Here is a 12,557-nt window from a genome sequence, read left to right as displayed (position 1 = left end):
TGAATAATTAGATTTAACTGAAATAACTAAATAACCTGAAATCCAAGAGCATATGGATCATCATCATCGATTTTTATCGTATTGTACCCGTATACTTTTGCCCAGCCTTCTACACTGGGAATGATAGCTTTGAAACCGGCAAGATCTACCACTTCTTCTATCTTTCCTGTGAATTTGCTTCCAATAAAACTTTCATGAATAAATGGCTGACCTGGCAACAATTTACCTTTAGCATACCATTGTGCCATACGGGCTGATGTACCTGTTCCACAAGGAGAACGGTCTATCGCTTTATCACCATAAAAAACGGCATTTCTTGCAGTAGAATCAGGATCTAACGTTGCTCCTGCCCATAGGATATGACTGCATCCATTAATAGTCGTATCCATAGGATGAACAAATTTATACTGTTCGTTGATTCGTTTACGGATAACCTGACTCCATCCAATCAATTGTCGGCCGGCCGTATAGTTTTCCAGACCAGGAAAATTGGATTGAGGATCTATAATTGCATAGAAATTACCTCCATAAGCTACATCAAATGTAAGCAATCCTAAATCCGGACATTCCACTTCAAGCTGTTCTGCTGCAAGATAAGACGGGACATTTCGAAGCTTAACCGAGGTTACCCGATGACCTTCCTGCTTATATTCGATCAAAACCAATCCCGCCGGAGCTTCCATTCTCAATATTCCTGGGATACGGGGTTTAATCAGCCCTTCTTCTATCGCTATAGTTATAGTCCCTATCGTTCCATGACCACACATAGGTAAACAACCGCTTGTTTCTATAAATAAAACTGCAACATCATTTAAAGGGTCATGAGGCGGGTAAAGAATACTTCCCGACATCATATCATGACCTCTGGGTTCAAACATTAAACCAGTCCTGATCCAGTCATATTCTTTAAGAAAATGCTGGCGTTTCTCACTCATATTAGCCCCTTCCAATAAAGGGCCTCCTCCTGCTACCAGTCTTACCGGGTTTCCGCAGGTATGTGCATCTACACAAAAAAAAACGTCTTATTTCCCATTAGTCCTGTTTTTATTTACCAATCTAAAAATCCCAAGAGGGTTACCATCTTTAAGCGCATCAGGCAGCAGAGTTTGCTCCCAGTCTTGCCAGGCAACCGGTCTGACGAAACGATAAATGGCCTGTGTGCCAACAGATGTAAACCTGCTATCATTTGTTGCAGGGAACGGCCCGCCATGCTGCATTGCTGCGCAGACCTCTACCCCGGTTGGCATACCGTTCAGTATCATCCTTCCTGTTTTATCGGATATTTTATTCAGCAAATCCGGATAATCAGATAATTCATTATCTTCTGACATCAATGTCACGGTGAGCTGACCATCTAATGTAGCTGCGATCTCTTCCACCTGAGCCATGTTATCGGCAATTACCAGTAAAGAATATGGCCCGAATATTTCACATTGCAATTTTTCTGACGCTAAAAAAAATTTGTGCTGGCACTGTGAATATTCTTGCAACAGACTGATGCTGAATACCTCTGGCTACATTACCCGATTCAGCCAGCAAAGTAAGTCCTTGTTCAGAGAGCATTTCTCCTGTAAGTTCCTGATAGTTTGCATGTATGCCTGGTGAAAGCATCGTAGCGGATGGTGTCTCTAAGATTAGTTGAGCCAATATATCTTTAAAAACATTCAGCTCTGCTGATTGTACAGCAATCAATAACCCTGGATTTGTACAAAACTGACCAGCGCCCAATGTAATGGAAGCCGCACATTTTTTTGCCAGCTCTACCGGTTTTTTTTTAATCGCACCCGGAAGTAAAATTACAGGGTTGATACTTCCCATCTCTGCAAATACGGGTATAGGCTGATTGCGTTTTTGTGCAAGTTCAACCAGAGCCATTCCCCCCTTAAAAGACCCGGTAAATGTCACAGCCTTAGTCTTTGGATGCTTAACAAGGTATTGGCCAATTTCATAACCATCACCATCATCATATAATAAAGAGAAAACACCTTTTGGAACTCCTGATTTATCGATAGCATTTATAATTGCTGACCCCACAAGGGCACTGGTACCTAAATGAGCGGTATGCGCTTTAACAATTACAGGACATCCTGCTGCCAATGCAGAAACCGTGTCTCCTCCGGCAACAGAAAATGCAAGAGGAAAATTACTGGCTCCAAAAACTACTACCGGTCCCAGTGGCAAAAGCATTTGTCTGATATCTGGTCGCGGCATAGGCAATCTTTCGGGCAAAGCAGTATCTATAATCGCATCTACCCACGATCCCTCTTCTACCTGATCAGCGAATAATCTCAACTGACCTGTTGTTCTGCCTAATTCTCCTTGTAAACGTGCCACAGGCAAGCCACTTTCTTCAGCTGCCCTTTCAATCAGTATCTCGCCAATAGCTGAAATTTCATCAGCTATTGATCTTAAAAATTTGGCCTTTAAATCTTTATTGATCAATCTGTAACTTTGGAAAGCAATTTCGGCAGCTGCCAATGCTTCATCAGCATCATTTAAACTGGCTTTAAAGAAATCTCCTTTAAGTTTTTTTCCCGTAGCCGGATTGATGGCTGTAAAACACCTGGCGGATGTTTCTGCATATTGTGAGCAGATGATATTTTTCCCATTCATAATTTCATCTGTTTATTTACCCCAGCTTCCGGCTGGTAATTGTGGACGGTTTGCCAGGGCATCGTTAATAATTTTCATCACTCTTTCTCTTTCTTCTCCCATAATTGGTAAACGTGGCGCTCTTACAGTTTCTGTTCCGATACCTGTCGCACATTCTGCCAGCTTAATGTATTGAACCAGTTTGGGATGAATATCTAATTCCAAAACAGGCAGGAACCAGCGATAAATCGCAAGTGCTTCTGCGATACGGTTCTGTTTAACCAATCTGTAAATTGCAACGGTTTCTTTAGGAAATGCATCTACTAAACCAGCCACCCAACCATGTGCTCCCATCACCAGGCTTTCCATAGCTAATGGGTCTACTCCAGTAAATATTTTAAAACGTTCCCCGAAGCGGTTAAACATGCGTGTAATGTTTGAAATGTCCCTTGTCGATTCTTTAACAGCTTGTATATTGCTGTATCCAGCTAAAACATCAAACATTTCCAATGTAACTTCAATCTTATAGTCTACCGGATTGTTATAAATCATAATAGGTAATGGTGTGCTTTCAGCTACTGCTTTAAAGAAGGTTAAAGTCTCTTCCTGATCAGCATAATAACGCATTGGTGGCAATAACATTAAACCATTTGCCCCAAGCTGTTCCGCTTTTTTAGCTGCTGCTACTGCTTTTTTCGTGGTGGGCTCTGCGATATTCAGCAATACAGGTACCCTCCCATTAACTACTTTTAAAGTATGAGATAACAATTCAAATTTCTCTTCATCCGTCAATACACTCGCTTCACCCAAAGAACCACCCAATATTATTCCTTCAGCTCCAGCAGTTAATTGTGCCTCCAGATTAATGTTAAAAATTCAAAATCTAATTCGTCGTTTGCTGTAAACTTAGTTGTTACTGCGGGGAATACCCCACTCCAGTTTATACTCATAAATGCTCGTTATTTTGATTAAATCCTTAATTACATTGATACTCAAATTTAGACTATAGAGGTTTCAATGCTTAACCGGATATTAACCAATACAACTAGTAAATACACTTTTTAACATTTAGTTTTAAAATTACAAATGTATAATTAGCGTGACAATAGAATCATTTAACACTGATTTACAGCCAGTTAAAACGAATAAAATCATGTTACCACAATCGCACTCAAATAATTTTTGATTACTGATTATATTTTATAGATTTGGTCAACCAATAATTGGTAAACCAAATATATCCTTATGAATTCATTTATAGAAACCATCAAGTCTATTGAACTTGAAACTCCTGTAGATAAAATAATCGGACAGCTTAAACAGCTGATTACCTCCGGACAACTGCAACCTGGTGACCGTTTGCCGGCTGAGAGAAACTAGCTGAAAAATTTGGTGTTGGCAGAAGTTATGTACGGGAAGCAATTTTAAAACTTGAGTTCTATGGTTTATTAAAGACAAACCCACAAAGCGGAACCTATGTAGCTGGTTTAAGTATCAAAGTACTTGACAGTATAATCACAGACATCATAAAATTCAATAAAGAAGATTTTAATGCCCTGCTAGAAGCCAGGTATTACCTGGAGCTGGACGCGGTAAAACTTGCTGCTGAAAGAAGGACAGAAAAAGATCTGGCCGCTTTAAAGGAAGCGTTATTAGATTATGAAGCAAAAGTTAATGCAAATCAAAATGCTGTTGAAGAAGATATGATTTTCCATATCGCAATTGCAAAAGCTTCTAAAAACTCAGTTATTGAGTCTATGATCCTGATTCTCATCCCTGATTTAATCAAAAGCATTGTAGAAAATAAAATCTGTGGTGATAACAGAGGTCGATTAGCAATTGAAGAACACAGAAGAATTCTGAAAGCAATTGAAGAACAAGATATTGATGCTGCAGAAAATGCAGTAGCTGATCATTTAAATGACATGTTTCAAATTAGCAAAGCTGGATTTGCAGCACAAAAAATCATACAAAACAATTCATAAAAAGCGCGCTCATAAAATGGCATAAGCCGTAAAATTTATTATTCTCAATATATGATGAACTACTTGAAAAAGTCGGTAATGGCATTGATTTGCCTGATTTTCGGACTCTCTGCTCATGCACAGCAGCATCCTTCAATCATGCTGACCAAAAATAATATAGAAGCACTGAGGAAGGGAACTTTAAGCTACCCTTTGCTTAAAAAGTCATACAAGAAAATAAAATCGGATGCCGATAAAGCAATTAAAGAACCAGTAAACGTACCAGTTCCTAAAGATGCAGGTGGTGGTGCTACCCATGAACAACATAAAAAGAACTATCTCAATATCTTAAATTGTGGGATTGCCTATCAAATGTCGGGAGATAAAAAATACGCTTCTTATGTAGAAGAGATGTTATTAAAATATGCTTCAGAATATCAGAAATGGCCGCTTCATCCAAAAAGAAAAGAAGGTCATCAGGGTGGCAAAATCTTTTGGCAGAGCCTGAATGATTTCGTTTGGCAAGTATATACGATACAGGGATATGATTTAGTTTATGATGCCATTGCGCCAGATAAACGTAAACTGATTGAGACAGGATTATTTGTTCCTACGCTTAAGTTTTTCACAGAGGATTGCGCAGAAACATTTAATAAAATCCATAACCATGCGACCTGGGCCGTTGCTGCTGCAGGAATGACAGGTTATGTAATCAACAAACCTGAATATGTAGAAATGGCCCTTAAAGGGACAGCCAAAGACGGAAAATCAGGATATCTTGCCCAGATTGACCAATTATTTTCTCCTGATGGATATTACACAGAAGGACCTTATTATCAACGCTACGCACTTCTTCCTTTTTTGACCTTTGCAAAAACGATTAATAATTATCAGCCGGCGCTGAAAATCTCAATACCGTAATCAGTTATTGGCCAAAGCGATTGAAACATCTCTCCAGTTAACATACACTGATGGTACCTTCTTCCCTATTAACGATGCAGTAAAAGGGAAAACTTATGAATCTGCTGAACTGGTTTATGGTGTTGACATTGCCTATGCAGATATAAGCACACAATCAGAATTACTTGACGTAGTTAATAAGCAAGGTCAGGTAATCATTTCTGATGCAGGATTAAAAATTGCTGCTGATGTAGCCGCCGGAAAAACAAAACCTTTTGTTTACAAAACAATGCTGATCACCGATGGTGCAACAGGTAAAGATGGTGGCATTGGCATTTTAAGAGCAGGAACAAATGAGGATCAGCAGGCCGTGCTGATTAAAGCAACCTCACAAGGAATGGGTCATGGTCATTTTGACAGACTGAACCTGTTATATGATGATAATAACGTAGAGGTGTTCCCGGATTACGGTTCTGCGCGCTTCATTAATATAGAATCCAAAAAAGGTGGTGATTACCTGCCAGAGAATAAATCCTGGGCAAAACAAACTGTAGCCCATAATACGCTTACAGTAGATGAAACCTCAAATTTCAAAGGGAATGCAGACCGCGCGCAGCAAACTGCTGCTGAAATCCTCTATTTCAAAGACGATAAAGACCTGAAGGTGATAAGCGCAGCAGAAAACAATGCTTATCCGGGAGTAAAAATGACCAGAACCACTGCTTTATTAAAAGTAAAAGAGCTGCCTAAGTCTTTAATGGTTGATATTTTCAGAGTTGACGCAGATAAAGTACATCAATATGACCTCCCCTTCTGGTATAAAGGTCACTTAACAGATTCTTCTGTACAAATTAAGTCTTTTACAGATCAGCTAAAAGCATTAGGCACACAGTATGGTTACCAGCATGTCTGGTTAAATGGTGAACAGGCAGTTCCTGAGCAAAAGGGTTATCTGACCATATTAAATAATAAACGTTTCTATACCGTGCATTTTGCTGCTGAAGCACCAGTAAATTTAAAACTACTGACGCTTGGCGCAAATGATCCTGATCAGAATTTATTGGAGAGCAAGGCATTTATGCTTTCTTCAACTGGCAGTAAAACACAAACCTTTTTCAGTGTTACTGAAACGCACGGCAGTACAAATACAGTCGATGAAACTACTTCTGGTGCATCCAGTAATGTCAGTGAACTGAAAATAATTTCGGCTGGACCAGAGCAGATTTCAGTTTCTTTTAAAGTGAAGGGGAAACTATATCAATACCAGATCAACTTTAAAAACAAAGAAAACTTTATAAAACTTAACTAAACAAGATGATACAAAGCAATTTATTTCAAATAGAAGAAGAAACACCCTGGCAAGATCTTGGCAATGGTGTTAAAAGACAGGTTTTTGGTTATGATGATCAGATTATGCTGGTTAAAGCAAAATTTGAGGCAGAAGCCATAGGACAATTACATCAGCATCATCATGCTCAGGTAACTTATGTAGATAGTGGCGTCTTTTTGAAATGAGCATTGGCGAAGAGAAAAAGATCCTTAAAAAAGGTGATGGATTTTATGCCCCGCCACATGAGATGCATGGTTGTGTTTGCCTCGAGGAAGGAATACTGATTGATGTATTTTCTCCGCACCGTGAAGATTTTTTATAGGCTCATAAAAGGTATAAGATGAAAAGAATTATGCTGATTGCCGCACTGTTATGGATTACTAATCATGCAGCGGCACAAGATACAACACTAGTAAAAAAGGTAAGTTATCCTGCCGGATTCAATGAACAATTGAATGTGGTTTACACAAAGGTGGGCGACTGGGAAGGGAAATTAGATTTATATCTTCCTCCAGCTCAGAGCACACCTGCGCCACTGGTTATTAATATACATGGCGGCGGCTGGAATAAAGGTACAAAAGAATCTCAATCTGGTTTTAGCGCCTTCTTTAAAAAGGGATATGCAGTAGCAAATATTGAGTATCGTCTGACGGCTAAAGCTACTGCCCCGGCAGCTGCTGTTGAAGATACCAGGTGTGCGCTGATCTATTTGATCAGCAATGCAAATAAACTTCATATTGACGTGAACAAAATTGTCATCATGGGTGCCTCATCTGGTGGTCATCTGGCTTTGATGGGCGGGCTGATGGAAAATGATCATTTATTTGATGGTAACTGCAAAGGAGTAGAAAATATTAAAGTAGCAGCGATTATTGATAAATATGGAATTACCGATGTATGGGACTGGGGTTACGGAAAATTAAAAACGAGTAAATCCGCGACCAGCTGGTTAGGTGCTAAAGCATTGGATCAGGATTTCGCAAAATCAGTCTCACCACTTTTTCAGGTTAAAAAGACAAGTCCGCCTGTATTTATAGTGCATGGCGATGCTGATCCTACTGTACCGTATGAACAGTCTGTTGCACTAAAAGCTAAGCTTGATGAACTGGGTGTGAAAAATGAATTCATCACGGTAAAGGGGGGCTTACATGGTAAGTTCCCGGCAGCAGACAATTCAATAGTCAATACAAAGATCATGGAATTCCTGAAAAGCCTGGGCTTATAATCAACCAAAACCAAATATAACCTCATGAAGATAAAAGGACTAAGGTGGTACATTATCGCATTGATTTCATTGGCAACAGTGATCAATTACATCGACAGAAGTGCCATCAATATTATGTGGCCTTATATTTACAAGGAATTCGGGATCGCAGCAGCAGACAATAAAAATGCACTGGCACTCATAACTACGTTTTTTATGATCGCCTATGCATTAGGTCAAACATTCACCGGGAAACTAATGGATGCTGTGGGTACAAGGCTGGGAATGACGATTTCAATTATTGGCTGGAGCGTATCGATTGCTTTACATTCATTTGCCAGATCATTATTGTCTTTCAATATCTTCCGCTTTATGCTGGGTTTTTCTGAGGCAGGAAACTGGCCGGGTGCAACAAAAAGTAATGCGGAATGGTTCCCGGTAAAAGAAAGAGCTATTGCACAAGGAATCTTTGGTGCAGGGAGCGTCCTTAGGAGGATCAGTGATCTCCGCTCCGGCTATTGCCTTTCTCTATATCGTTTTTGGCTGGAAGATGACATTTGTGTTCATTGCCGGACTCGGATTGATCTGGGTTATTCCATGGCTGATTATTAATAAGGCAACGCCCGATAAACATCCATGGCTAACCGACAAAGAAAGAAACTATATTCTGGATATAGCTTCTAAAGTCGAAAACACAACAGATGAAGCTCCGGTTCTGACCTGGAAGGAATTGTTAAAATTCAGAAACACCTGGGGTATCATCACCGCCAGATTCTTTATTGATCCGGTCTGGTGGTTATTTGTGACCTGGTTGCCTACTTTTCTGAAAGAACAATTTATGTTCGACATCAAACAGATTGGTGCATTTACCTGGCTCCCCTATTTATTTGCGGCTATCGGTAGTTTGCTTGGGGGCTATCATTCTTCGTGGCAGGTAAAAAAAGGCATCAATGCAGTAAAAGCAAGAAAAAATTCAGTGGCAGTGGCTGTGTTTTTATGTTGGTGTCTTTGTTAGCCATAGTCTACAAACTGGACGACCTGAAAGCTGAGCCGGGCTTAGCAATGGTATTGATAGGCTTTACCCTCTTTGGGTTTCAGTTCCTGATCGGGAACCTGCAAACTTTACCCAGTGACTATTTCAATGGTAAAAATGTTGGAACCGTCGCAGGTATGGGTGGAACAGCTGCTGTAATTGGTACGCTTTTAACAACCTGGCTAGTTCCTGTAATGACAAAAACAAGTTATGTATCCTTCTTTGTCCTTGCGGCAGTACTGGTACCAATTACCTGGATCTGTATAAAATATATTACCTCAAAAAGAATCATTCATTCATAAACAAATCATATGAGATTAAAAAACAAAGTGGCCATAGTAACCGGTGGATCAAGAGATATTGGCAGAGCGGTTTCTTGTCAGCTTGCCCGTGAAGGTGCAAAAGTAGTGATCAATTATTTCGATAACCTGGATAATGCAGAAGAAACCTAAAGCTGATCAAAGCAGAAGGCGGAGAAGGAATTATTGTAAAGGGTGATGTCACAAAATCAGCTGAAGTTACTGCGTTAATCGATCAGGCAAGAAAAGCCTTTGGTGAAGAAATCCACATCCTGGTTAATGTAGCCGGAGGAATGGTGGCAAGAAGACCAACGCTTGAACTAGATGAGGATTTCTGGGATGCGGTCATGGATTTGAATCTGAAAAGTGTCTATCTCGTTAGTAAAGCAACTATCCCATATATGGGTTCTGGTGGTTCGATCATTAACCTGTCTTCATTAGCAGGCAGAGATGGTGGTGGCCCTGGCGCCAGCGCTTATGCGACAGCCAAAGGCGGGGTAATGACTTATACCCGGTCACTGGCTAAAGAGCTGGGTCCAAAAAACATTCGGGTAAACGCAGTTTTACCAGGAATGATAGCTACTGCTTTTCATGATACATTCACTAAGCCCGAAGTACGGACTAATGTAGCCAATGCAACCTGCAACCTTACTTAAAAGAGAAGGAAAAGCTTCTGAAGTTGCAGATCTGGTTGTCTATTTAGCTTCTGATCAGTCAAGTTATGTAACGGGAACAAATATTGACATTAACGGCGGTTTGAATTTCTCCTGATTCTCCACCTATGCAGGAGAGTCTGGTCTCCTGCATTTTTTAAAAAAAACCTGGCAGCTGACCCGAGCAAAAGACGCTGTTTCCTGCAGTAAAGGAGATTTACGACGCAGGTACAACCTAAAACCAAATATAAATTATTATGAATTTAAAAGTTTACTTTATCGGTTTACTGACTGCGGTATTGTCGTGTTTTTTATTCTTAAAACCGGCATATTCACAGACAAAAGTATTAGTTCAGGGTACTGTGAAGGACCAGAAAGGGGAAGTTCTGCCGGGTGCATCTATTACATTAAAAGACACGAAACAAGGTGTCGTCACTGATAACAAAGGTGAGTTTAAAATCAAAGCCGAACCTGGCAAATTATTACTGATTAACTATCTGGGCTATGAACCACAAGCCTTTTCGGTTAAACAAGCAGAAACTATTACAATTACACTGAGGGAAATTCCCAATACCATGAATGAAGTGGTGGTGATTGGTTATGGCACACAAAAAAAAAAAAAGCGGTTACAGGCGCGGTAAGTAAATTAAAAAATGATAACCTTGATGAAATTCCTACGGCACGTTTAGACAATGCGCTGATTGGAAAAATCGCAGGCGTAACTATTCAGAATGTAAGTTCTGAGTCTGGTGCTGCTCCTATTGTAAGAGTTCGCGGTTTTAGTTCTATTAGTGCCGGTTCTCAGCCTTTGGTAGTCGTAGATGGTTACCCTGTACCTGATGGATTATCATTTGTAGACCCACAGGATGTAGAAAGTATTGAGGTACTTAAGGATGCAGCTTCTGGTGCAATCTATGGCTCAAGAGCTGCTAATGGCGTAATCTTAATTACAACAAAAGGTGGAAGTTCTGATAAGACAAAATATACTTTGAAGTCTTATTACGGATTCAAAAAACCTTATCAATTGAATCCGATTATGAGCATTACAGATTATACAAAAATGCTTTATAAAGAAGCTGCACTACGGGAAGATGATCCTACTGTACCGGCAAACATGAAGAACCTGATTACTGATCCTGAAAGAGCAGCTTATGTTATTGAAAATGAAATCAGCGGCGGCCCTACCGACTGGCAGCAGGAAGCTTTGCAAAATGCTGCTATTTCCAATATTCAACTGAGTATTTCAGGAGGTAAAAAAGATTTAAGATATTATGTATCTGCAAGCGGGCAGAAAGATCAGGCAGTATTAAAGTATAGTGATAACAGTAAGCTTAATTTAAAAACTAAGCTGGATGGTGCACTGAGTAAGAAAGTAAGTTTCAGTATTAACTTTAATCCATCTTATGTAAAAACACAAAGACCAGCTGTGAATTTTACCGATTATTTCCGTTTCGGCTCTTTCCTGCCAGTCAACCATAGTGATTTTACGGCCGCATACGTACATCAGAATGCAGCGTGGGCAAGTGTACTTCCTGGTGATTTTGTACAAGCAAGACATTTTAATGGTTTGCAATATTCCGGGACTATGCCCGATGGAAGTACATGGAGAAGTGCCGGGCCGGTAGAACCGTTTGCCACCAGTAATAACACTCCTTTATCTATCGCTGCCAGAGAAACAAGAGATCAGCAGACTTACAGATTACTTGGAGGTGGTGATATCAGTATTAAATTTCTGCCAAACCTGATTTTCAAGAGTTCTGCAGGAGGCTATTATTCACAACAGGAAAACACAACGCTGACCAGATCAAATGCAAGAAAAGACGGAGATGTGAATGAAGCGACACTTTATACGAAAACCTATATGGATCTATTACTGGAAAATACCCTGAATTATAATCTGACTAAGGGAAATCACAGTTTCACAGGTTTATTGGGTTTTACAACACAGCAGACAAAAATCAAGGAGACAAATATGGTAGGAAGAAACTTTCCTACAGAGACTTTTGAGACTTTAAATCAGGCCGGTCAGATTGATCAGGCCCTGACCAATACACTTAAAGATCAGATCGGCCTGGTCTCCTATTTAGGCCGTTTAACATACGATTATAAGAACAAATATTTGCTGGCTGCCAGTTTCAGAATAGATGGAAGTTCTTATTTCGCAAAAGGACAAAAACAAGGAACATTCCCTGCTATTTCGGCAGGTTGGGGTATTGGTAAAGAGGATTTCATGAAGAATGTTTCCTGGATCAGTAATATGAAACTCAGAGCGAGTTATGGAGCTACAGGAAATAATAAAATCCAGAGTTTTGCCTTTCAGAATCTACTGTATCCCGGAAATTACTCTTTCGGAAGTGGTACAGGCTCGGTTAATCTTGGTTTAGCACCAAATTCAGACGTACTGGCTAATCCAAATATCACCTGGGAACGCACTTTTGAATTCAACACAGGTTTAGATCTTGGTTTTATGAAAGACCGTTTTGGTTTGACAATGGAGTATTATATAATCCAATACAGACAAGCTATTATACAAACGATCTACGCAATCATTTAGTGGCTCTTTTGAATATTTTGATAACTCC

Annotated in this window: 17 protein-coding genes and 2 pseudogenes; 15 read left to right on the top strand and 4 right to left on the bottom strand. The window is 39.8% G+C overall.

Annotated features, from left to right (window positions below; translation table 11 throughout):
- Positions 1-26: 26 nt before the first annotated feature.
- The 4 genes and pseudogenes from ACWYN3_RS06760 to ACWYN3_RS06745 all read right to left on the bottom strand — a co-directional run.
- Positions 27-1,007: pseudogene (locus ACWYN3_RS06760) on the bottom strand (4-hydroxyproline epimerase); the annotation flags it as partial.
- 15 nt (positions 1,008-1,022) lie between these two features.
- A complete protein-coding gene (locus ACWYN3_RS06755) occupies positions 1,023-1,439 on the bottom strand; it encodes a hypothetical protein (protein ID WP_456220443.1) in 417 nt (138 codons plus the stop codon).
- Positions 1,429-2,613 carry an aldehyde dehydrogenase family protein gene (locus ACWYN3_RS06750; RefSeq protein ID WP_456220442.1) on the bottom strand — a complete coding sequence of 395 codons (1,185 nt, stop codon included), beginning with the start codon at positions 2,611-2,613 and terminating at the stop codon, positions 1,429-1,431. The genes ACWYN3_RS06755 and ACWYN3_RS06750 overlap by 11 nt, the downstream gene beginning before the upstream one ends.
- A gap of 12 nt (positions 2,614-2,625) precedes the next feature.
- On the bottom strand, positions 2,626-3,414 hold the full coding sequence (locus ACWYN3_RS06745; protein WP_456220441.1) for a dihydrodipicolinate synthase family protein: 789 nt from the start codon (positions 3,412-3,414) through the stop codon (positions 2,626-2,628).
- Positions 3,415-3,837: 423 nt separating this feature from the next.
- Here ACWYN3_RS06745 and ACWYN3_RS06740 point away from each other — a divergent pair, with 423 nt between their 5' ends.
- From ACWYN3_RS06740 to ACWYN3_RS06670, 15 genes and pseudogenes are all read left to right on the top strand, one after another.
- Entirely contained in the window at positions 3,838-3,972 is a 135-nt protein-coding gene (locus ACWYN3_RS06740; protein WP_456220440.1) for a hypothetical protein, read from the top strand.
- 41 nt (positions 3,973-4,013) lie between these two features.
- Positions 4,014-4,577: a FadR/GntR family transcriptional regulator gene (locus ACWYN3_RS06735; RefSeq protein ID WP_456222913.1), complete on the top strand. Its 564-nt coding sequence runs from the start codon at positions 4,014-4,016 to the stop codon at positions 4,575-4,577.
- A 51-nt stretch (positions 4,578-4,628) separates the two neighbouring features.
- Positions 4,629-5,477 carry an alginate lyase family protein gene (locus ACWYN3_RS06730; RefSeq protein WP_456220439.1) on the top strand — a complete coding sequence of 283 codons (849 nt, stop codon included), beginning with the start codon at positions 4,629-4,631 and terminating at the stop codon, positions 5,475-5,477.
- A 7-nt stretch (positions 5,478-5,484) separates the two neighbouring features.
- A complete protein-coding gene (locus ACWYN3_RS06725; RefSeq protein ID WP_456220438.1) occupies positions 5,485-6,765 on the top strand; it encodes a heparinase II/III domain-containing protein in 1,281 nt (426 codons plus the stop codon).
- 5 nt (positions 6,766-6,770) lie between these two features.
- Entirely contained in the window at positions 6,771-6,971 is a 201-nt protein-coding gene (locus ACWYN3_RS06720; protein WP_456220437.1) for a cupin domain-containing protein, read from the top strand.
- The gene (locus ACWYN3_RS06715) at positions 6,968-7,108 is read left to right on the top strand and encodes a hypothetical protein (RefSeq protein ID WP_456220436.1); all 141 of its coding nucleotides are present in this window, start codon (positions 6,968-6,970) and stop codon (positions 7,106-7,108) included. The genes ACWYN3_RS06720 and ACWYN3_RS06715 overlap by 4 nt, the downstream gene beginning before the upstream one ends.
- A gap of 18 nt (positions 7,109-7,126) precedes the next feature.
- The gene (locus ACWYN3_RS06710; RefSeq protein WP_456220435.1) at positions 7,127-8,011 is read left to right on the top strand and encodes an alpha/beta hydrolase fold domain-containing protein; all 885 of its coding nucleotides are present in this window, start codon (positions 7,127-7,129) and stop codon (positions 8,009-8,011) included.
- A gap of 24 nt (positions 8,012-8,035) precedes the next feature.
- Positions 8,036-8,602 carry an MFS transporter gene (locus tag ACWYN3_RS06705; protein ID WP_456220434.1) on the top strand — a complete coding sequence of 189 codons (567 nt, stop codon included), beginning with the start codon at positions 8,036-8,038 and terminating at the stop codon, positions 8,600-8,602.
- Positions 8,490-9,005, top strand: coding sequence for an MFS transporter (locus ACWYN3_RS06700; protein WP_456220433.1), 516 nt, complete (start codon positions 8,490-8,492; stop codon positions 9,003-9,005). Before ACWYN3_RS06705 ends, ACWYN3_RS06700 begins: the two co-directional genes overlap by 113 nt.
- Positions 8,999-9,325, top strand: coding sequence for a hypothetical protein (locus ACWYN3_RS06695; RefSeq protein ID WP_456220432.1), 327 nt, complete (start codon positions 8,999-9,001; stop codon positions 9,323-9,325). The genes ACWYN3_RS06700 and ACWYN3_RS06695 overlap by 7 nt, the downstream gene beginning before the upstream one ends.
- 9 nt (positions 9,326-9,334) lie before the next feature.
- On the top strand, positions 9,335-9,475 hold the full coding sequence (locus tag ACWYN3_RS06690) for an SDR family NAD(P)-dependent oxidoreductase (protein ID WP_456220431.1): 141 nt from the start codon (positions 9,335-9,337) through the stop codon (positions 9,473-9,475).
- A 2-nt stretch (positions 9,476-9,477) separates the two neighbouring features.
- On the top strand, positions 9,478-9,978 hold the full coding sequence (locus ACWYN3_RS06685) for an SDR family NAD(P)-dependent oxidoreductase (RefSeq protein WP_456222912.1): 501 nt from the start codon (positions 9,478-9,480) through the stop codon (positions 9,976-9,978).
- A complete protein-coding gene (locus tag ACWYN3_RS06680) occupies positions 9,956-10,093 on the top strand; it encodes an SDR family oxidoreductase (RefSeq protein WP_456220430.1) in 138 nt (45 codons plus the stop codon). Before ACWYN3_RS06685 ends, ACWYN3_RS06680 begins: the two co-directional genes overlap by 23 nt.
- Positions 10,094-10,232: 139 nt before the next feature.
- Positions 10,233-10,616 carry a carboxypeptidase-like regulatory domain-containing protein gene (locus tag ACWYN3_RS06675; protein ID WP_456220429.1) on the top strand — a complete coding sequence of 128 codons (384 nt, stop codon included), beginning with the start codon at positions 10,233-10,235 and terminating at the stop codon, positions 10,614-10,616.
- A 26-nt stretch (positions 10,617-10,642) separates the two neighbouring features.
- Positions 10,643-12,529, top strand: a pseudogene (locus tag ACWYN3_RS06670) (SusC/RagA family TonB-linked outer membrane protein); the annotation flags it as partial.
- Positions 12,530-12,557 lie beyond the last annotated feature (28 nt).

The organism is Pedobacter sp. NJ-S-72, assembly GCF_053890575.1.
The sequence above is the reverse complement of the archived record's forward strand: the minus strand, read 5'-3'. Positions and strand labels throughout refer to the sequence as shown.

What these genes read in the sequence shown, in the direction of transcription:
- ACWYN3_RS06710 (WP_456220435.1), top strand. Translation starts at nt 7,127, where the DNA reads ATGAAAAGAATTATGCTGATTGCCGCACTGTTATGGATTACTAATCAT.
- ACWYN3_RS06690 (WP_456220431.1), top strand. Translation starts at nt 9,335, where the DNA reads ATGAGATTAAAAAACAAAGTGGCCATAGTAACCGGTGGATCAAGAGAT.
- ACWYN3_RS06680 (WP_456220430.1), top strand. Translation starts at nt 9,956, where the DNA reads ATGCAACCTGCAACCTTACTTAAAAGAGAAGGAAAAGCTTCTGAAGTT.
- ACWYN3_RS06675 (WP_456220429.1), top strand. Translation starts at nt 10,233, where the DNA reads ATGAATTTAAAAGTTTACTTTATCGGTTTACTGACTGCGGTATTGTCG.
- ACWYN3_RS06730 (WP_456220439.1), top strand. Translation starts at nt 4,629, where the DNA reads ATGATGAACTACTTGAAAAAGTCGGTAATGGCATTGATTTGCCTGATT.
- ACWYN3_RS06750 (WP_456220442.1), bottom strand. Translation starts at nt 2,613, where the DNA reads ATGAATGGGAAAAATATCATCTGCTCACAATATGCAGAAACATCCGCC.
- ACWYN3_RS06720 (WP_456220437.1), top strand. Translation starts at nt 6,771, where the DNA reads ATGATACAAAGCAATTTATTTCAAATAGAAGAAGAAACACCCTGGCAA.
- ACWYN3_RS06705 (WP_456220434.1), top strand. Translation starts at nt 8,036, where the DNA reads ATGAAGATAAAAGGACTAAGGTGGTACATTATCGCATTGATTTCATTG.
- ACWYN3_RS06715 (WP_456220436.1), top strand. Translation starts at nt 6,968, where the DNA reads ATGAGCATTGGCGAAGAGAAAAAGATCCTTAAAAAAGGTGATGGATTT.
- ACWYN3_RS06740 (WP_456220440.1), top strand. Translation starts at nt 3,838, where the DNA reads ATGAATTCATTTATAGAAACCATCAAGTCTATTGAACTTGAAACTCCT.